We start from the raw sequence: 17,303 nt of genomic DNA, 5'->3' as shown, positions 1-17,303 counted from the left end.
TTGAAAATGTACGTGCGTTCGGGCGTACGGGCATCCGGCCTGCGGCCAAGGTGCCGAACTCAGGATGGAACTGGGAGACTCAGTTGTAGTGGAGTCTTCGGGCTGAACGATCACCATGGCAGGCAGTGGGTACCGCGATTACTTCAAGGTGCTCGGTGTGGATCGTGGAGCCGATGCTGACGCCATCAAAAGGGCGTTCCGCAAACTGGCCCGGCAGTACCACCCGGATGTGAACCCCGGAGACAAAGACGCTGAGGCCAAGTTCAAGGAAGTGAGTGAGGCCTACGAGGTTCTTTCAGATCCTGAGAAGCGCAAGCGCTACGAACAATTTGGGCAGTACTGGAACCAGGCCGGCAGCGGTGCCGGTGGTGGGGATGTGGACTTTGGCCGGTACGGCAATTTCGATGATTTCATCAATGACCTGCTCGGCCGTTTTGGCGGTCCGGGTGCTGGTGGCTTTGGTGGCGCGCCGGGCGGTTTCGCCGGTGGTGGTTTCCCCGGTGGTTTTGCTGGCGGCGGCTTTCCCCGAGGAGCGTCCCGCCCTCCGGTGAATCTCGATGCAGAAGCCACAGTGAAGGTGAGCTTTGCTGAGGCCTTTCGTGGTGCTGAACGCACCCTTTCGGTGAATGATGAACGGGTGCAGGTGCGGATCCCAGCGGGTGTAAAGACGGGGTCTCGCCTGCGCCTTAAAGGGAAGGGCAACCTCCAACCGGGAACGGGACGTCGCGGCGATCTCTACTTGAACCTGGAGGTTCAGTCCCATCCTGTTTGGCGTTTCGAGGGAGATCAGCTGCGGGCTGATCTCCCTGTGGCTCTCGATGAGTTGGCGCTCGGAGGCACCGTCACCGTGATGACGCCGGACGGTGAAGCCGAGGTGTCAATCCCGGCGGGAACCAGCCCAGGCCGCACTCTGCGCCTCAAAGGCAAGGGCTGGCCGCTGAAAACCGGTCGCGGAGATCTTCTGCTCACACTCACCCTGCAGTGGCCTCCTGAATGGTCCGAAACGCAGCGTTCCCTGCTTGAGCGCTTGCGTGAGGAGCGCGGTGATGACCCCCGTCGCGACTGGCTGCAAACCGCTCGGCTTTGAGGAGTCGTCCAGGTTTGCGGCTTACGATCGCAACCTTGCTTTGGCCCGCTGATGGACCTCACCTACCGCCCACGCCGTCTGCGCCGCACCGCTTCCCTGCGGGCCATGGTGCGTGAGACCAGCCTCTCAGCTGCCGATTTCATCTATCCGCTGTTTGTGCATGAAGGCGCAGCTGTGGAGCCGATCGGGGCCATGCCCGGGGCCAAGCGCTGGAGTCTGGAGCAGCTCAGCGGTGAGGTGCGGCGCGCCTGGGATCTCGGAATCCGCTGTGTGGTGTTGTTCCCGAAAGTGTCGGAGGGACTCAAAACCGAAGATGGTGCGGAATGCTTCAACGAGAACGGGTTAATCCCGCGGGCCATTCGACAGCTCAAGCAGGAGCTTCCCGAGATGGCGATCATGACGGACGTGGCCCTCGACCCTTACTCCTGCGATGGCCATGACGGCATCGTCAGCGACCAGGGGGTGGTGCTCAACGATGAAACGATTGAGTTGCTCTGCAAACAGGCGGTTGCTCAGGCCAGAGCCGGTGCGGATCTGATCGGACCCAGCGACATGATGGATGGGCGGGTTGGTGCGATCCGTGAAGCGCTCGACGACGAGGGCTTCGAGCATGTGGGAATCATCAGCTACACCGCCAAATACTCCTCGGCCTATTACGGCCCGTTCCGAGAAGCGCTCGATTCAGCGCCCCGCGCTGCCGGCAGTAAGCCCATTCCCAAAAACAAGGACACTTATCAGATGGATCCTGCCAATGCCAGAGAAGCCATCACGGAGGCCCAGCTTGATGAGCAGGAAGGGGCCGACATCATGATGGTGAAACCCGGTCTTGCCTATCTCGACATCATTCACCGCTTGCGGGAAGAGTCGGAGTTGCCCATCGCCGCTTACAACGTGAGTGGTGAGTACTCGATGGTGAAAGCAGCCGCTGAGCGTGGCTGGATCGACGAGAAAGCCGTGGTGCTGGAGACCTTGCTCAGCTTCAAGCGCGCCGGTGCGGATCTGATCCTCACTTATCACGCTTGTGATGCCGCTGCGTGGTTGCGGCAGGGATAACGAACCCGAGCTACTCAGGGGGCAGGCGCTGATTGCTGATGACGTCTGGCCGTCCACTACGTTTTTGGAGCCCTCTTCCCTTTGTTTGCGCGACCGTGGCCTTCATTCTTGCCGGCCACCTGCTCACCAGCGGAGATCGTCAGGACCGATCGGAGGGCTTGGTTCTGCTCGGCAGTGGATTGATCTGCTTCTCGATCGGATGCGTCTGCCGAACGTCCTGGGGTATTTCCTTCGCCAAGGCTCCTCACACCGACCCCACAACCGTCGGGCCGGTGCCGGATGCCCTCTCGTCTGACGTCGAGCACCATTCAGAATGATCTGATTCGAAATCCGGTCCATGCCAGTGGTGGAGCGCCTAGGCCACGTCGCCATCCGCGTTGAAGATATGGACAGGGCTGTGGCTTTCTATTCCCAGCTGGGAATGGAGATGGTCTGGAATGCAGACGATTGGTGCTACATGGAAGCCGCCAAGTCCCGTGACGGTCTCGCTTTGCTGGGGCCGAACTACAAAGCTGCAGGGCCACATTTCGCGTTCCACTTCCGTGACCGTGCCGAAGTGGATGCGGTTCACGCTCAATTGAAGGCCGCAGGTGTGGCTGTGGGTGCCGTTCATGATCACCGCGATGGCACCGCCTCCTTTTACCTGCGGGATCCGGAGGGCAACTGGCTGGAAATGCTTTATGAGCCCCCTGGTGGCATTCCCTCCAATCAGCCAGGTGCAACCGAAGCCGATTGATGTCTGCACTTCAGGAAACCCTGGAACTGCTCGAGTGGCCGCGGCTCTGTGAACACCTCGCCAGTTTCGCCAGCACGGTGCAGGGGCGTCGACACTGCAAGGGCGATCCCCTTCCAGACTCGCTCCCAGCCAGCCTCACGCTTCAGGCACAGACCTTGGAGATGGCCTCTCTGGATGGTGTTCTCGACGGGGGGCTGAGTTTTCAGGGTGTGCGTGATCTCGCGCCAACCCTGTTGCGCTGCAGCAAAGGGGGAACCGCTTCGGGTGAGGAGCTTTTGGAGGTGGCAGACACCCTGGCCGCCGCGCGTCGGTTGCGTCGACAGATCGATGAACCGGAGCTGCGACCCGTTTGCACGACCCTGCTCGAGGATGTGGCGACCTTCCCTGATCTCGAGCAGCGCCTCAAATTCGCCATCGAAGAAGGGGGACGGGTTGCTGATCGCGCCAGCCCGGGCCTCGATGGTCTGCGGCGGCAGTGGCAGGAGCTGCGGGCCAAGCGACGGGACAGGCTTCAGGACGTGATCAGACGTTGGGCGGCCCATCTCCAGGACACCGTGATCGCCGAGCGCCATGGCCGCCCCGTCCTGGCCGTCAAAGCCGGTGCTGGCGGGCAATGTCCGGGAATGGTGCACGACAGTTCCGCGTCCGGCAGCACCGTGTTCGTGGAACCCAAGGTGGTGATTGACCTGGGGAACAAGCTGGCCAACGTGGACGGCCGGATCCGCGAGGAGGAGCAGCGCGTGCTCGCTGAGCTCAGCGCGGCTGTCGCTGAGCAGGTTGAGGGTCTCCAGCATCTGATGCAAGTGCTGCTCAAGCTGGATCTGGCCCTCGCCCGCGGTCGCTACGGGCAGTGGCTCGGTGCGGTTCCTCCCCGCCTGGAGTCGGCGGTTGATGCACCGTTCGAGCTGAAAACCCTGCGCCATCCTCTGCTCGTGTGGCAGGAGCGCAATGAGCAGGGTCCCAGCGTGGTGCCCGTCAGCGTGGAGGTGTCGTCATCGCTGCGGGTAGTGGCGATCACTGGCCCCAACACCGGCGGTAAAACCGTCACCCTGAAGAGCATCGGTTTGGCCGCCTTGATGGCCCGGGCAGGGCTCTGGGTGCCGTGCACGGGCAGTCCCACCCTTCCCTGGTGTGCCCAGGTGCTCGCTGATATCGGCGATGAGCAATCGCTGCAGCAAAGCTTGTCCACCTTCAGCGGCCATGTGAAACGGATCGGTCGCATCCTGGAGGCGATTCGTTCCGGGCCGGCCCCTGCTCTGGTGCTGCTGGATGAAGTGGGGGCCGGCACTGATCCCAGTGAGGGCACGGCTTTGGCGACGGCACTGTTGCGCACCCTGGCCGACCGTGCGCGGCTCACCGTGGCAACCACCCATTTCGGTGAGCTCAAGGCTCTCAAGTACAGCGATTCTCGCTTTGAGAACGCTTCAGTCGCCTTCGACAGCGACACGCTGTCGCCCACCTATCACCTGCTCTGGGGGATCCCGGGTCGGAGCAATGCCCTGGCGATCGCCACCCGGTTAGGGCTGGAGACCAGTGTGATCGATGAGGCTCGCGCCCTGCTCTCCCCTGCAGGAGATGGTGAGGTGAACACCGTGATCCGTGGTCTTGAAGAACAGCGCATGCGCCAACAGGCCGCGGCGGAAGATGCTGCGGCATTGCTGGCAAGAACCGAATTGCTGCATGAGGAACTCCTGCAGCGATGGGAGAAGCAGAAACAGCATTCCGCGGAACGGCAGGAACAGGGACGACAGCGCCTGGAGACCTCGATCCGTGCTGGGCAGAAAGAGGTGCGTCAGCTGATCCGGCGGCTCCGCGATGATCGTGCTGATGGCGAAACCGCTCGAAAAGCAGGGCAGCGCTTGCGCAAACTCGGGGATCGCCACCGCCCTGAGCCGGAACGTCGCCGGCATCAAGGCTGGCGCCCGCAAGTGGGCGATCGCATCCGCTTGCTGGCCCTCGGCAAGGCCGCTGAGGTTCTGAAGGTGTCCGCCGATGGGCTGCAGCTTCAGGTGCGTTGCGGGGTGATGCGCAGCACTGTGGAGCTCTCGGCCGTTGAGAGCCTGGACGGACGCAAGCCCGATCCCCCGGTTGCTCCGGTGGTTCAGGTACAGGTGAAGGCGCGGCGTGGGAGCGGCAGTGCCGAGGTGCGGACATCCAGGAACACCGTGGATGTGCGCGGAATGCGTGTTCATGAAGCCGAGTCGGCTGTGGAAGAGGTGCTGCGCGGTGCGAGCGGTCCGGTGTGGGTGATTCACGGCATCGGCACTGGACGGCTCAAACGTGGCCTCAGGGACTGGTTCCAGTCCCTGGCTTATGTGGAACGGGTTGTGGATGCTGACCAGGGAGACGGGGGGGGCGGTTGCAGCGTGGTGTGGGTGCGCTGAGCGCTTCCCCAGGCGGCAGCGTCAGTTCAAGTTGGGCAGAAGCGGCTCGTTGTTGTTCGACCGGGATGGCTGGGGCCGGGCAATCGCCTCGCCGAGGCGATCGAACAGTCGCCATGCACTGGGTTCGGCTTCCAGATGCACGCGGGATCCGGGGCGAGCGTCCAGGTCGGGATCGGCCCGAACCTGGATTAAGTGGCCGCCATCCAGGAGCCGGCAGGTGATCAGTTGTTCGTTGCCCAACACTTCGCTGTGACTCACATCCGCGGGAAGATTGCGGTTGGTTGCTGGAGCAATCCGAAGCTGTTCCGGGCGGATTCCGCCGTTCAACTGCTGGCCTTCTAGAGCGGGCAGCGCATCGGCCAGGGCGCCTTCGACCGGTAGGCGACGCTCCCCGAGCAGCAGGGTTCCCCCGGAAGCCACTGTGACGGGAAGCACATTCATCGGCGGGCTTCCGATGAACTGGGCAACGAAGAGGTTCGAGGGCCAGCGGTAGAGCTCCATCGGTGTGCCCAGCTGCTGCAGGCGGCCCTGATTGAGCACCGCAATCCGGTGGCCCATGGTCATGGCCTCCACCTGGTCATGGGTCACGTACAGCGTGGTGGTGCCCAGCTGTCGCTGCAGATCAACGATGCGCGTGCGGGTGCTGCCGCGCAACTTGGCATCGAGATTGCTCAGAGGTTCATCCATCAGGAAGACGTCTGGTTGCCGCGCCATGGCCCGTCCCAGCGCCACCCGCTGTTTTTGGCCTCCAGACAGTTCCTTGGGGAGCCGATCCAGCAGCTGATCCAATTCGAGGGCCTCTGCGACCTCATTCACCCGGATTTCCAGGCGTGCTTCCCGTGGCGATGTCCACGACAGACGCTGAGGAAAGCGCCGGGTGGTGCGATGCAGCTGGTCCTCGATCTGCTGCAGAACGGTCCGCCTGCGGCTGCGCCTCAGCCCGAACCCCAGGTTGTCGCGCACGCTGAGGTGGGGATAGAGCGCGTAGCTCTGGAACACCATCGCCACATTGCGTTGGGCCGGACGCAGTCGGCTGACGGGCTGGTCTCCGATCAAGATTTCTCCGGACGTTGGGGTCTCCAGACCCGCCATCAAACGCAACAGCGTGCTTTTCCCGCAGCCTGAAGGGCCGACCAAAACCAGAAATTCCCCGTCTTCAATCGAGAGGGAGAGTTCACGGATCACCTCGACCGGATCGGATCCTCCCCGAGGTGGGTAGCTCTTGCTGAGCGCCTCGAAGCAAACGCCTGCCAAGCCCAATCTCCGGCACTGCACGATCCTAGGGTTGGTGGTTGGGCCCATCGAGGGGTTTCGTGCAGTTCATCGATCAGGCACGCATCACCGTGCGGGGAGGGCGCGGAGGCGACGGCATCGTCGCCTTCCGACGGGAGAAGTACGTCCCTGCCGGGGGGCCATCGGGCGGCGATGGTGGGCACGGCGCCGATGTGGTGCTGGAGGCTGATTCCAACCTTCAGACGCTGCTTGATTTCAAATACAAGCGCTTGTTCGCCGCGATCGACGGACGTCGGGGTGGTCCCAATCGCTGCACCGGTGCCTCCGGCCAACCTCTGGTGATCAAGGTGCCTTGTGGCACCGAGGTGCGCCATCTCACGACGGGGATCCTGTTGGGTGATCTCACGAATCCAGGCGAACGGCTCACGGTGGCCTTCGGTGGTCGAGGTGGTCTTGGCAATGCGCACTACCTCAGCAATCGCAATCGCGCTCCTGAGAAATGCACCGAAGGCAGGGATGGCGAGGAGTGGCCGCTGCAACTCGAGCTCAAGCTGCTGGCTGAGGTAGGAATCATCGGCCTCCCCAACGCAGGAAAAAGCACCCTGATCAGTGTTCTCTCTGCAGCCCGTCCCAAAATTGCCGACTATCCCTTCACCACCCTGGTGCCGAATCTCGGCGTGGTGCGCAGGCCCTCGGGGGACGGCACCGTGTTTGCAGATATTCCGGGATTGATTGCTGGAGCCGCCCAAGGCGCTGGCCTGGGCCATGACTTCCTACGCCACATCGAGCGCACCCGCCTGTTGATTCATCTGGTGGACAGCGGCGCCGACGATCCCGTGGGGGACCTTCGGGTGGTGGAAAAGGAACTGGAGGCCTACGGCCATGGCTTGGTGAGCCGTCCACGTCTGCTGGTGTTGAACAAACTTGAGCTGCTCGATGAGCAGGGACGCGATGATTTGCTGGAACGGTTGGAGGCTTCCAGTGGGCATCGCCCGCTGCTGATTTCCGCTGTGATGGGCAAAGGGCTCGATGCCCTTCTGGATCAGGTTTGGCAGCTGCTGGGTGTGTGACAGCAATCGGTTTGCCCCGGTGTGGAGGGGCACATCCGCCCTTGTCTGATGCCAGCGTCCTGGCGATAAAGGACATGAGGATGCATGCAAACGAATGACCTTTTTCAGTTGCTTTGACGATCAGGGACAACTGATCGCCCGCTGCCAGACCCGTGAAGAGATCGAAGCCCTGCGCCGTCGCGGGCGTCCGATCGCCGAAATTCGTGAGATGAAGCCCGAAGAGTCGGTGGTCTGCAGCCTCACCGGTAGCCCTGCGGACTTCAACGAGGAGCAGTGAGTGATCGGGTCCGCAGGGCCAGGCGCTTTGCCAATCAAAAAGCGGGGCCGCGGCCCCGCTTTTTCGTGGACTTAACTAGCGCGTCATCAAGCGTCAGTCGTCGTAGACCCGGCATTCGTCAGCTTCGGGGTTGGCCTCGCAGTAGAGCTCCAGAGGCGTTGGATCGTGGGAATCCTCGGGGTGTTCCTTTTTGTATTCCTGCAAAGACTCCAGCTCCTCACTGATGTGACGAACCTTGGCATCGTTGCCTTCTGCCTTGGCCGACTCGAGATCGGTCTGGTCCTTTTTGATGTGCTCGTCGATGGATTTCATGGAATCGTTGGCGCGTCCAGGCCAATGGCGACCTCCACACCATACGGCTGTTGAACAGACATGCCAGCGATGGGAGCGGAGACGAGGTTTCCGTAACAAGACGCTTGCCAGGCTCTGGTGTTGACGGCTACCAAGAAATCAGCTTCTGCATCGATCCCATGGTGAGGATCCAGCAGCGACAAGGTCGCCACTTCATGGACGAAGAGGGAAGGGTGTTCTGGATCAACGGCCCAGAAGGCTTTTGCTACCTCTCAGAGCAACGTCAGTGGCGATCGGGACTGACCTTTCAGCAAGTGCTGAAGTGGAAACAGTGCGCTCCTTCAGGGCTTGTCAGCCAACGGTTCTGTTCCATCAAGGAAGCCTGCGAAGCGTTTGAACACAACACGGTGCAGTGGTCATTGGATCTCTACCTGCGGCAGATGGGGGATCAGATGGCCTTGCATCGTTCGGGGAGTGATTACAAGCCCACAGCGATGAAGCTGGCGGAAGCGTCCGGTGGGCGATTTGAGCCGGCTCCATGGGCAGGACGGCCCCAGGCTCCTCTGAGTTGCCCTTTGCCGGCAGAGCCCTCCCATCCCCGTCGACGGCGCCGCTCCCTCAAGGAGCCAGTTCACTGAGTTCCAACCAGCGCTCTTCACTGTCTTGCAGCTGCTCAAGCAGTGCCGCCAGATCGTGACTGAGAACGGTGAGGTCTCCTTGGCCTGATCCGATCGCTGCTTCCAGATCAGCTTTGCGCTTTTCCAGGTCTGGCAGTGTCTGCTCCAGTGTCTCCAGCTCTCTGGACTCTTTGAAACTGCGGCGGCGTGGGCCTGAATCGGTGGATTTCGCAGGTTTCTTCTTGGGGCTGGCGGACTCCTTCGCAACGGACGACGGAGTGGAGCTGCTCTTCTCCAAGGCACGTTTGTGGTCGAGAAAAGCGCTGTAGTTGCCCTCGAATCGCTGAAGGCGGCCGTCGTCGAAACAGAACAACCGATCAACGGTGCGGTCGAGGAAATAGCGATCGTGCGACACCACCACGACGCAACCACGAAAATCCTCGAGTAGATCTTCGAGGACGCTCAGGGTCTGGACGTCGAGATCGTTGGTGGGTTCGTCCAGTAACAGCACGTTGGGTGCCTGGATCAACATCCTGCACAGGCTCAGACGCCTGCGTTCGCCACCTGAGAGTTTGTTCAGAGGGCTGTGCTGTTGGGCTGGAGGAAACAGGAACCGCTCCAGAAGTTGGGATGCACTGAGCTGTTCGCCACCAAGGTCGATTCTTGACGCCGCTTCCTCGACAAATTCGATCACCTTGCGCTCCAGGCCACGTCCCTCGCTGAGCGCATCGGTGTGCTGGTCGAGGTACCCGAGGTGAACCGTGTCGCCAAGCCGCAGGGAGCCGCTGGTGGCCTGACGGCGGCCAGCGATGAGATCGAGCAGGGTGGATTTGCCGCTGCCGTTGGGCCCGATGATCCCCACCCGATCCTCGGGGCTGAAGCTGTAGGTGAAATCTCTCAGCAACGAGGGACTTCCCGGCTGGCCATCTGCTGTAACAGAGAGCTCTTCAGCCTCGATCACGACTTTGCCGATGCGCCGGCTGACGCTGCTCATCGCCAGCTCCTGCTTGGCTTGCTTCACCGGTGAGGCCTTGAGTGCCTCAATCCTTTCGATCCTGGCTCTCTGTTTGGTGCTTCTCGCTTTCGGCCCCTGGCGCAGCCAGGCCAGTTCGCGACGCATCACGCTTTTGAAGCGCGCGGCCTCGGCGGCATTGGCCACTTCCTGGTCGGCCTTGCGTTGCAGATAGGCGCTGTAATTGCCGTCGATGCTGCTGGCGACCCCCCGTTCAACCTCCACGATCCGGCGCGTGACCTGATCGAGTACGTACCGATCGTGGGTCACGAGAACCACGGCGCCTGGATAGCGATCGAGCCAGCTCTGCAGCCATTCCACCGCCGCGGCATCCAGGTGGTTCGTGGGTTCGTCCAGCAAGAGAACATCGGGGCAGGCCACCAGGGCGGAGGCCAACCCCACGCGTTTGCGATACCCGCCGGAGAGATCCTCCACGGGCCGGTGCAGGTCGGTGATTCCCAGACGTTGCAACACCTCCTGGCACTGCTGCTCCAGTGCCCAGGCCTCCTCTTCATCCATGCGTTCGCTGAGCGCTCCCAGTTCACCCATCAGGGCCGTGTCATCCGGGGACTGGGCAACGGCTTCTGAAACCTCGCTGAAACGCAGCAGCAGATCCCTTTTCGCTCCGCATCCAGCGAAGACCTGCTCCAGCACGGTCAGTCCTGGATTCACCTGACTGTCCTGCCCCACCAATTCCACCCGCAGCCGCGCTGAGCAGCGACGCTCACCGCTGCCGAGAGGTTCCACCCCTGCGAGCACTTTCAACAACGTTGATTTCCCTGCTCCATTGGGGCCGATCAGCCCGAGGCGATCTCCCTCGCGTACATGCAGGGTGAGGTCCTCAAACAAGGTGCGGATCCCGAAGTCTTTCGACGCATCAACAAGGCTGATCAGACTCACGGGGCTCCAGCGGCGCGCTGCTGCTCCAGATAAGCAAACACACTCTTGTCACCCACATCGGCAGCGGCGGGGATGCCGAATTTGCGCAGGGCCAGCACCAGCAGCAAGAGAGCGGCCGCTCCGAGCAGCGCCAGGCAGAGATCAGCGGGCATCAAGCTGCTCAGGCGGCCCAGCAAGGCCAAGGGCAGCAGCAAGGTCAAACCAATCGCCTCCGCGCGCCGGAAGCAGAAAAACTCCTTGAATCCAATCCCGGCTAAGGCCGCGAACAACGGACCAACCGCAAGGATCCAGAGCGGATGGTTTTGCAGGGTGGTCAGGGCTGCGGAGGGGCTTGCCATCATCAGTAATGCACCCCAGCCAAGGCATCCCAGGAGCCAGAAGAGCTGTAGGGCCCGATGCAGCGGCCGCAGGTAGATGTGAATCCAATGGAGGGCCAGACCAAGGGATGCAGCGAGGGGCAGCACCCACAGCCAGGCCAGCTGTCCGCCCCATTGCCACCACTGCAGCAATCCTGCGCTGAAGGCGATGCCACTGATCAGCAGAGCCACGCGATAGCGCTGCACTTCGCGCCGGTCCGCCTCGGTGATGGTGTAAGTGCCGTAAAAGCCTTCGTATCGGGGATCGGCCTTCTGGAGATCGGCCTCGGTCATGGCAATGCCGGTGAGCTTCCTATCAGTGTGCAGAGATCAGGCCCCGCTGGAATGATGCCGCCTGGATTCAACGGGAACAGGGCGCCGAAGTAGTCAGCACGCCAGGCCTCGCCAGCGCAGGTTTCGGCAACCCCTGGCAGGGCGTAAAACGCTTGACGCCAGCGCCACAGCGCTGGAAACATCCACAACGGTTGGGCGTTGCATCCAAAGAGCGGCGCGTACACCAGCTCCCAGCGGATCAACGTGGGAAACAGGCACACATCCGCGATGGTGGGTTGCACGCCGCAGAGCCAGGGGCCCTGGTGCTGAAGCGCGGCCTCCACCGCGTTGAGAGCTGAGAACAAGGCTGCGCTGGCCTCGTCGTAAGCCTTCTGCGTGCGTGCAAAGCCGCAGCGGTACACCCCGTCATTGACAGCAGGCTGTAGAAGCTGCATCCAGCGTTGAATGCCTGGCGCCAGAGCGGCGGGAGCCAAATCCATGGCTCCTTCTCCCCCTGGCCATTGATTCAGTGTTTTGGTGAGTGCCGCGCTGTCATCTCCCAGGAGTTGGGGCGTGAGTCCAGCCTCTCGTCCTGGATCGATCAGGGCTGGGACGGTGGCTCTGTGATGGGGCGGAGTGCCGCAGTGCCGATACAGCGCCAGCAGGGAGTCACAGTCCAGCCAGGCTGGAACGAGGGACCAGCGTCCGGCGCGGTGGTCAGCAGTGGCCATCAGCAGGGTGAGCGTTCCCTCCAGCCGACGCAGCCGATGCATCAGCCAGGTGCGATGGGCCCAGGGGCAGCTTCTGCCGATCACCAACCGTGGCCGTTGGGCGTCGCAACGGAGTTGCAGCTCCGACTGGTCTGGAATCACCACGTCCATGCGGTCGCTTGCAGGGCGCAGATATCGCCCTTCGGCATCGGCCGGACCAAGCCCCTGCATCAGCTGGCGCCATTGCCACCGCCAGCCCTCTCTGGCCGTGGCAACAACCAGAGGTGGTAGAGCCATTGTTGATCCGTGACGAGTGGTGTCAGTCTGGGTGCGTTGTCAGCTGCTGAATGGTGAGGCCTCGGGTTTTGGTGGTGGCCGGCACCCACGGCAATGAGATCAATGGCCCCTGGTTGCTTGACCAGTGGCGCCAGCATCCGAATTTCGTTGATTCCAAGGGCCTCGACGTCCAACTGGCGATCGGTAATCCAGCGGCTTGCGCGCAGGGCCGGCGTTACCTCGACCGCGATCTCAACCGTTCCTTCCGCTCCGATCTTCTGGAGAGGGCCTCCACGATTCCCGCTGAAGCGGACCGGGAGATGTTGCAGGCACTGGCATTGCTCCAGCAATTCGGTCCGGAGGGGCAAACGCCCTGCGATTTGGTGGTGGACCTGCACAGCACCACCTCAGCGATGGGCAATTGCCTGGTTGTGTATGGACGCAGGCCCGTGGATTTGGCACTGGCGGCGTTGGTTCAGCACCGACTGGGCCTTCCGATCTATCTGCACGAAGCGGACGCGGCGCAGCAGGGCTTTCTTGCGGAGCGCTGGCCCTGTGGACTGGTGATTGAGGTGGGGCCGGTTCCCCAGAACGTACGCCGCTCCGACATCGTGCTGCAGACACGGCTGGCTCTCGAAGCGCTCATGGCGGCGATCACGTCGGTGCGTGATGGGACTGCTCGCTATCCCGACCAGGTTGTGATTCACCGCCACCTGGGCAGCCTGGACGTGCCGAGACGCCGTTCCGGTGATCCGGATGCCCTGGTGCATCCCAATCTTCAGGGTCGCGATTGGCAACCCTTGAAAGCAGGGGATCCACTTTTTATCAATGCCGAATCAAAAGCTGCTGTTTTTGAGGGTGAGGATGGATTGATTCCAGTGTTTATCAACGAAGCGGCTTATGCCGAGAAGGCCATCGCCTTGAGTTTCACCAAACGAGAGGCTTGGCCTCTTTCCAAGGACTGGAAAGAGGCCTTGGCCAACCTCCTTGGCTGATCTCAGCGGGGAGATCCGTTGTAAATGATGTTGGTCACGCTGCGGCCGTCAGGCGCAACCTGCAGTTCGGTTTCCGTTGTGGGGTCGCTTCCGTTCTCAGGCCAACCCGGTACTCCCCCCAGGAACTTGAAGGTGTAGCCACTGGCATCGTCCTTCACCAGGCACTCTCCACCGCCTGCACTGGTATTGAACATGCACGGCTGGGGCCGATAGACGCCGAGCCCACCATTTTCTGTGACGGCGGTATTTCGGGCCAGATTCAAGGCTCGGATCTGGGAGGCAGGAACAGGAGCCTGCGCCAGCGCGGGTGCGCCGGTAAGGGCGCCTGTGCCCAGGACCAGGGCCAGAGCAGAAACAGTGGAAAGGTTCATGGTCTTTTGAAAAACCTCTCCTATGGCACTCACTGAGCGATGGAGTGTCAACAAGATTGCGCTGAGACTTGTTCGTCAGCGCAAGGGGCCGTTGTAAGGAACTTCCAAGATCCGATCTCCATCCTTGGACACCAGAACACTGGTTTCAAGCGAGGGACGGGGTGGGGTCTGCTGCTCCCAGCCTGGAGGGCCCCCCTCAAACCGGAAGAGAAAGCCTTCGCTGGTTTTGGATGCAAGACATGAAGTGCCCCCCGTCTCGTACATGCAGCCTGCAGCGCGGTAGGCCCCAAGACCTCCATTGAGAGATTCCGCCCGCATTCGAGCCAGGTTGGCTGCTTTGGTCTGGGCGAACGGCAGGGACTGGTCCGCCCGCACCATCAAGCCGGTGCTGAGACCAAGTGTCAACCCGATGAAGAGAGCAAAGCGGCGCATCACGAGCGTGAGTTGATCAACCTCACCTTGAAGGCTCCGCACTGTTGATGCATGACCAACCTGAGCACCAGGCGTGTCTTGGTGTGACTGGGAGCCTTCCTCAGCCACAGGCCCAGGTGCCTTGCTCAAGGGTGCAGGGCAGGTCTGAGCGCTCTCCATTGGCCCAGTAAATGCGCACCCGGTCATCCGCCGTACCGCTGCGGAAGGTGATGGATTTGATCGGACCGGGGGGGACGCGATCGCCTTCATCTGGCACGGGCGCTGCCGTGTCGAGCCGTTGTTCGAGTCGTTTGAGGCGAGCGTCCAGTTGTTGAATCGCTTGCGCTTGCGAAGGGGCGTCGCTGTTGCTGCGATCAGCTGTTGTCTGGCAAGAGCTGAGAAGCCCGAGGGTGAACAGTGCTAAGGCCCCTGAGGACAAGTGCCTGCACGTGGTTCGCAACCTCAGGGGCATGACCGCTGATTTCAGTTGATTCAGTTTGGCGGGTCAGTGGCTTTCGGCCAGTCGCTCGCTCCAGTACACAACAGCGCCTTGGGCAACCAGTTCGTTGCGTCTGTGGCGCGCGTGCTTGGTCGGCACGGTCTCCTCGAGACGTTGGCCAGCGATCAGCCAGCGGATCAAGACCACACGCGTCTCCTTAAGACTCACTCTAAGAACCTTAAGTGATTCTTTAGCGGCCGTCGATCCCCAAGGGTCGAGACGGGGCGGAGCTCAACGCTTCTTCACAACGACTTCATAAAGCTCTCGACAACTTCCGCAATGTTGCTTTACACTCATGGTTGGCAGGGCATCCTGCCCTTCCGTAACCGCTCTTCGGAGCATTCTTTTCCGTTCTCATGACCACCACCATTCAGCAGCGCTCCGGCGCCAATGGCTGGCAGTCCTTCTGCGAGTGGGTCACCTCCACCAACAACCGCCTGTATGTGGGCTGGTTCGGTGTGCTGATGATCCCCACCCTGCTGGCTGCCACCACCTGCTTCATCGTTGCTTTCATCGCAGCGCCCCCCGTCGACATCGACGGCATCCGTGAGCCCGTCGCTGGCTCCCTGATCTACGGCAACAACATCATCTCCGGTGCTGTTGTGCCCTCCTCGAACGCCATCGGCCTTCACTTCTATCCCATCTGGGAAGCTGCTTCTCTCGACGAGTGGCTGTACAACGGCGGTCCTTACCAGCTGGTTGTCTTCCACTTCCTGATCGGCATCTTCTGCTACATGGGTCGCGAGTGGGAACTCTCCTACCGCCTCGGCATGCGCCCCTGGATCTGCGTTGCTTACAGCGCACCCGTGGCTGCTGCTTCCGCCGTGTTCCTGGTGTACCCCTTCGGTCAGGGTTCCTTCTCTGACGGCATGCCCCTCGGCATCTCCGGCACCTTCAACTTCATGCTGGTGTTCCAGGCAGAGCACAACATCCTGATGCACCCCTTCCACATGATGGGCGTCGCAGGTGTGTTCGGTGGCTCCCTGTTCTCCGCCATGCACGGCTCCCTGGTGACCTCCTCCCTGGTGCGTGAAACCACCGAGAGCGAGTCCCAGAACTACGGCTACAAGTTCGGCCAAGAGGAAGAGACCTACAACATCGTGGCTGCCCACGGTTACTTCGGTCGCCTGATCTTCCAATACGCCTCCTTCAACAACAGCCGCAGCCTTCACTTCTTCCTGGCTGCCTGGCCTGTGGTCGGCATTTGGTTCACTGCCCTGGGCGTCAGCACCATGGCTTTCAACCTGAACGGTTTCAACTTCAACCAGTCCATCCTTGATGGTCAGGGCCGCGTCCTGAACACCTGGGCTGATGTGCTGAACCGCGCCAACCTCGGCATGGAAGTGATGCACGAGCGCAACGCTCACAACTTCCCCCTCGACCTGGCTGCTGCTGAGTCCACTCCTGTGGCTCTGCAAGCACCCGCCATCGGCTGAGGCTGAAGTCTCCAAAAGATTCAGCGTCAGTTGAATCGGAAAGCCCCCTCTCACGAGGGGGCTTTTTGTTGGTTTGTTGGGATTGACGACCTATCCGCGTTGCGTGCGCTGCCACTGGGTACTGCGTCGACGTGCCTCAGCAAAACCAGGCGCAACGATGGTTGTTGGGAGCAGGTCTGGCTGCATCTCAGAGAGAGTGTTGAGGTTCAGTGTTCTCTCTGAGATGCATTGATCGGAAACAGACCAATCCAGCAGTGTGAGCGAGGCCGCTGAAGCGATGTTGCTGCCGAGCAGTCGCCTCGGGCCACTGCCCATGGCACCCAGGCTCAGGAGTCGGAGGCCCAGGGCTTCGGCGGGATACCAGGCATGGTGATGCCCTGAGATCACAAGATCCACCTGTGCCTGGCGCAATTCGGCAGCCAGCGATTCGGCGTCGTGGATGCATTCGCCAGCGCGCGCCCGGCCTTGGCTGAAGGCCGTTAGTGGCAGGTGGCCAACGACAAGGCAGAGGTCATCCTTGTGTCGCTGCGGCGCGTTTAAAGCGCGGGAGAGCCATTGCCGCTGTGCACTGCTCACAGTTGCGGATGAGGCATCCATCACAACAAGGAAAAGACCAGGTCCATGCCATGCGTACTGGAATGGAAAATTGATCGCTTCTGTCAGTCCTGGTGACAGCGCATCACGATGCTGGTTCCAGAAGAATGAAGCCTGCTGGCGCTCCCGTGCGTAGATGTAGCGGCCCTGAAACCGCTGGCTTGATGCATCGTGATTTCCGATCGCTGGCAGAAGTGGAATGCCGGCTGTCTGCAGTGGCCGTTGGACAGAGACCTGAAAGCCTTCCCACATCGCTGCGAGCTGGCGGTCGGTGAGCGACGTCTTCTGGCCAGCCACCATGTCACCGGCACAAATCACCAGATCGGGCTTCTGCTGCAACAGAAGGCTCACGCCCCGTTCAACAGTGGAGCCATAGTTGGTGCTGCCGTAGGAGCGGTTGAGATCGCTGATCAGTCCAATCCTGACAGGGTTGTTTTGTGCTTGGGGGGAACTGGACTGCCCTGAAGCGAGAGGTTGCGCAGTCGCCTGCCTCAGCAGGGCCTCCAAGGCCGAAGCCGATGCGGCGGCGGCCATGAGCCGCAGAAAGTCTCGCCGTCCGGGTTGTTTCATCAGCGGAGCTTATGCCTGAACGGGGTGATGGTCCGGGCCGCGTCCTGAACACCCGGGCTGATGTGCTCAACCGCGCCAACCTCGACCTGGCTGCTGTTGAGTCCACTCCTGTGGCTCTGCAAGCTCCCGCCATCGGTTGATCGAGAAAGCCT

At 61.5% G+C, this 17,303-nt stretch carries 20 protein-coding genes and 1 pseudogene; 11 read left to right on the top strand and 10 right to left on the bottom strand.

Annotated elements, in window-relative coordinates; genetic code table 11:
* Positions 1 to 115 precede the first annotated feature (115 nt).
* Genes SynBMKMC1_RS12260 through SynBMKMC1_RS12240 form a run of 5 tightly spaced genes read left to right on the top strand, consistent with a single transcriptional unit; the run spans position 116 to position 5,260 of the window.
* Complete coding sequence (locus SynBMKMC1_RS12260) at positions 116 to 1,087, top strand: DnaJ C-terminal domain-containing protein (RefSeq protein ID WP_186471934.1); 972 nt, start codon at positions 116 to 118, stop codon at positions 1,085 to 1,087.
* Between the two features lie 51 nt (positions 1,088 to 1,138).
* Positions 1,139 to 2,140: a porphobilinogen synthase gene (gene hemB / locus SynBMKMC1_RS12255; RefSeq protein WP_186471933.1), complete on the top strand. Its 1,002-nt coding sequence runs from the start codon at positions 1,139 to 1,141 to the stop codon at positions 2,138 to 2,140.
* A gap of 38 nt (positions 2,141 to 2,178) precedes the next feature.
* Complete coding sequence (locus SynBMKMC1_RS12250) at positions 2,179 to 2,457, top strand: hypothetical protein (protein ID WP_186471932.1); 279 nt, start codon at positions 2,179 to 2,181, stop codon at positions 2,455 to 2,457.
* Positions 2,458 to 2,477: 20 nt separating this feature from the next.
* Complete coding sequence (locus SynBMKMC1_RS12245; RefSeq protein WP_186471931.1) at positions 2,478 to 2,876, top strand: VOC family protein; 399 nt, start codon at positions 2,478 to 2,480, stop codon at positions 2,874 to 2,876.
* The gene (locus tag SynBMKMC1_RS12240) at positions 2,876 to 5,260 is read left to right on the top strand and encodes an endonuclease MutS2 (protein ID WP_186471930.1); all 2,385 of its coding nucleotides are present in this window, start codon (positions 2,876 to 2,878) and stop codon (positions 5,258 to 5,260) included. Before SynBMKMC1_RS12245 ends, SynBMKMC1_RS12240 begins: the two co-directional genes overlap by 1 nt.
* Positions 5,261 to 5,281: 21 nt before the next feature.
* Here the strand turns inward: SynBMKMC1_RS12240 and SynBMKMC1_RS12235 are convergent, their stop codons facing one another.
* Positions 5,282 to 6,514: an ABC transporter ATP-binding protein gene (locus SynBMKMC1_RS12235; RefSeq protein ID WP_186471929.1), complete on the bottom strand. Its 1,233-nt coding sequence runs from the start codon at positions 6,512 to 6,514 to the stop codon at positions 5,282 to 5,284.
* Positions 6,515 to 6,573: 59 nt separating this feature from the next.
* Here SynBMKMC1_RS12235 and obgE point away from each other — a divergent pair, with 59 nt between their 5' ends.
* Both obgE and SynBMKMC1_RS12225 read left to right on the top strand, forming a co-directional pair.
* Entirely contained in the window at positions 6,574 to 7,563 is a 990-nt protein-coding gene (obgE, locus tag SynBMKMC1_RS12230; protein WP_011933985.1) for a GTPase ObgE, read from the top strand.
* 94 nt (positions 7,564 to 7,657) lie between these two features.
* Entirely contained in the window at positions 7,658 to 7,840 is a 183-nt protein-coding gene (locus tag SynBMKMC1_RS12225; protein ID WP_011933984.1) for a hypothetical protein, read from the top strand.
* A 93-nt stretch (positions 7,841 to 7,933) separates the two neighbouring features.
* Here the strand turns inward: SynBMKMC1_RS12225 and SynBMKMC1_RS12220 are convergent, their stop codons facing one another.
* Complete coding sequence (locus SynBMKMC1_RS12220) at positions 7,934 to 8,152, bottom strand: CP12 domain-containing protein (RefSeq protein ID WP_011933983.1); 219 nt, start codon at positions 8,150 to 8,152, stop codon at positions 7,934 to 7,936.
* Positions 8,153 to 8,310: 158 nt separating this feature from the next.
* Here SynBMKMC1_RS12220 and SynBMKMC1_RS12215 point away from each other — a divergent pair, with 158 nt between their 5' ends.
* On the top strand, positions 8,311 to 8,769 hold the full coding sequence (locus SynBMKMC1_RS12215) for a hypothetical protein (protein WP_186471928.1): 459 nt from the start codon (positions 8,311 to 8,313) through the stop codon (positions 8,767 to 8,769).
* On the opposite strand, the gene SynBMKMC1_RS12210 is transcribed toward SynBMKMC1_RS12215, so the two are convergent.
* From SynBMKMC1_RS12210 to SynBMKMC1_RS12200, 3 genes are read right to left on the bottom strand one after another with little or no spacing between them, the layout of a single operon-like run.
* A complete protein-coding gene (locus tag SynBMKMC1_RS12210) occupies positions 8,750 to 10,660 on the bottom strand; it encodes an ABC-F family ATP-binding cassette domain-containing protein (RefSeq protein ID WP_186471927.1) in 1,911 nt (636 codons plus the stop codon). The genes SynBMKMC1_RS12215 and SynBMKMC1_RS12210 overlap by 20 nt on opposite strands.
* Complete coding sequence (locus tag SynBMKMC1_RS12205; protein ID WP_011933980.1) at positions 10,657 to 11,310, bottom strand: DUF2301 domain-containing membrane protein; 654 nt, start codon at positions 11,308 to 11,310, stop codon at positions 10,657 to 10,659. Before SynBMKMC1_RS12205 ends, SynBMKMC1_RS12210 begins: the two co-directional genes overlap by 4 nt.
* Positions 11,307 to 12,296 carry a glutathione S-transferase C-terminal domain-containing protein gene (locus tag SynBMKMC1_RS12200; RefSeq protein ID WP_186471926.1) on the bottom strand — a complete coding sequence of 330 codons (990 nt, stop codon included), beginning with the start codon at positions 12,294 to 12,296 and terminating at the stop codon, positions 11,307 to 11,309. The genes SynBMKMC1_RS12205 and SynBMKMC1_RS12200 overlap by 4 nt, the downstream gene beginning before the upstream one ends.
* Positions 12,297 to 12,346: 50 nt before the next feature.
* Here SynBMKMC1_RS12200 and SynBMKMC1_RS12195 point away from each other — a divergent pair, with 50 nt between their 5' ends.
* The gene (locus tag SynBMKMC1_RS12195; RefSeq protein WP_186471925.1) at positions 12,347 to 13,270 is read left to right on the top strand and encodes an aspartoacylase; all 924 of its coding nucleotides are present in this window, start codon (positions 12,347 to 12,349) and stop codon (positions 13,268 to 13,270) included.
* A 2-nt stretch (positions 13,271 to 13,272) separates the two neighbouring features.
* Here the strand turns inward: SynBMKMC1_RS12195 and SynBMKMC1_RS12190 are convergent, their stop codons facing one another.
* From SynBMKMC1_RS12190 to SynBMKMC1_RS12175, 4 genes are all read right to left on the bottom strand, one after another.
* Positions 13,273 to 13,641, bottom strand: coding sequence for a hypothetical protein (locus SynBMKMC1_RS12190; protein WP_011933977.1), 369 nt, complete (start codon positions 13,639 to 13,641; stop codon positions 13,273 to 13,275).
* A 75-nt stretch (positions 13,642 to 13,716) separates the two neighbouring features.
* Positions 13,717 to 14,202: a hypothetical protein gene (locus SynBMKMC1_RS12185; RefSeq protein WP_255486196.1), complete on the bottom strand. Its 486-nt coding sequence runs from the start codon at positions 14,200 to 14,202 to the stop codon at positions 13,717 to 13,719.
* Positions 14,174 to 14,524 carry a hypothetical protein gene (locus tag SynBMKMC1_RS12180; protein WP_186471924.1) on the bottom strand — a complete coding sequence of 117 codons (351 nt, stop codon included), beginning with the start codon at positions 14,522 to 14,524 and terminating at the stop codon, positions 14,174 to 14,176. The genes SynBMKMC1_RS12185 and SynBMKMC1_RS12180 overlap by 29 nt, the downstream gene beginning before the upstream one ends.
* A gap of 33 nt (positions 14,525 to 14,557) precedes the next feature.
* Complete coding sequence (locus SynBMKMC1_RS12175) at positions 14,558 to 14,719, bottom strand: hypothetical protein (RefSeq protein WP_186473502.1); 162 nt, start codon at positions 14,717 to 14,719, stop codon at positions 14,558 to 14,560.
* Between the two features lie 188 nt (positions 14,720 to 14,907).
* On the opposite strand from SynBMKMC1_RS12175, the gene psbA reads away from it, so the two are divergent.
* Positions 14,908 to 15,987, top strand: coding sequence for a photosystem II q(b) protein (gene psbA / locus SynBMKMC1_RS12170; protein ID WP_006040880.1), 1,080 nt, complete (start codon positions 14,908 to 14,910; stop codon positions 15,985 to 15,987).
* A gap of 90 nt (positions 15,988 to 16,077) precedes the next feature.
* Here psbA and SynBMKMC1_RS12165 read toward each other — a convergent pair whose 3' ends face one another.
* Positions 16,078 to 17,151: a metallophosphoesterase gene (locus tag SynBMKMC1_RS12165; protein WP_186471923.1), complete on the bottom strand. Its 1,074-nt coding sequence runs from the start codon at positions 17,149 to 17,151 to the stop codon at positions 16,078 to 16,080.
* 26 nt (positions 17,152 to 17,177) lie between these two features.
* Between SynBMKMC1_RS12165 and SynBMKMC1_RS12160 the strand changes: the two are divergent.
* Positions 17,178 to 17,291: pseudogene (locus tag SynBMKMC1_RS12160) on the top strand (photosystem II q(b) protein); the annotation flags it as partial.
* Positions 17,292 to 17,303: the final 12 nt, after the last annotated feature.

This window comes from Synechococcus sp. BMK-MC-1 (genome assembly GCF_014279955.1).
Taxonomy (GTDB): domain Bacteria; phylum Cyanobacteriota; class Cyanobacteriia; order PCC-6307; family Cyanobiaceae; genus Synechococcus_C.
Note: the sequence above shows the minus strand (reverse complement) of the source record. Positions and strands in the feature narration are given on the sequence as shown.

Coding starts and splice junctions, on each gene's coding strand:
- SynBMKMC1_RS12260 (WP_186471934.1), top strand. CDS start 116: ATGGCAGGCAGTGGGTACCGCGATTACTTCAAGGTGCTCGGTGTGGAT.
- hemB (WP_186471933.1), top strand. CDS start 1,139: ATGGACCTCACCTACCGCCCACGCCGTCTGCGCCGCACCGCTTCCCTG.
- SynBMKMC1_RS12250 (WP_186471932.1), top strand. CDS start 2,179: ATGACGTCTGGCCGTCCACTACGTTTTTGGAGCCCTCTTCCCTTTGTT.
- SynBMKMC1_RS12245 (WP_186471931.1), top strand. CDS start 2,478: ATGCCAGTGGTGGAGCGCCTAGGCCACGTCGCCATCCGCGTTGAAGAT.
- SynBMKMC1_RS12240 (WP_186471930.1), top strand. CDS start 2,876: ATGTCTGCACTTCAGGAAACCCTGGAACTGCTCGAGTGGCCGCGGCTC.
- SynBMKMC1_RS12225 (WP_011933984.1), top strand. CDS start 7,658: ATGACCTTTTTCAGTTGCTTTGACGATCAGGGACAACTGATCGCCCGC.
- SynBMKMC1_RS12220 (WP_011933983.1), bottom strand. CDS start 8,152: ATGAAATCCATCGACGAGCACATCAAAAAGGACCAGACCGATCTCGAG.
- SynBMKMC1_RS12215 (WP_186471928.1), top strand. CDS start 8,311: ATGGTGAGGATCCAGCAGCGACAAGGTCGCCACTTCATGGACGAAGAG.
- SynBMKMC1_RS12205 (WP_011933980.1), bottom strand. CDS start 11,310: ATGACCGAGGCCGATCTCCAGAAGGCCGATCCCCGATACGAAGGCTTT.
- SynBMKMC1_RS12200 (WP_186471926.1), bottom strand. CDS start 12,296: ATGGCTCTACCACCTCTGGTTGTTGCCACGGCCAGAGAGGGCTGGCGG.
- SynBMKMC1_RS12195 (WP_186471925.1), top strand. CDS start 12,347: ATGGTGAGGCCTCGGGTTTTGGTGGTGGCCGGCACCCACGGCAATGAG.
- SynBMKMC1_RS12190 (WP_011933977.1), bottom strand. CDS start 13,641: ATGAACCTTTCCACTGTTTCTGCTCTGGCCCTGGTCCTGGGCACAGGC.
- SynBMKMC1_RS12180 (WP_186471924.1), bottom strand. CDS start 14,524: ATGCCCCTGAGGTTGCGAACCACGTGCAGGCACTTGTCCTCAGGGGCC.
- psbA (WP_006040880.1), top strand. CDS start 14,908: ATGACCACCACCATTCAGCAGCGCTCCGGCGCCAATGGCTGGCAGTCC.
- SynBMKMC1_RS12165 (WP_186471923.1), bottom strand. CDS start 17,151: ATGAAACAACCCGGACGGCGAGACTTTCTGCGGCTCATGGCCGCCGCC.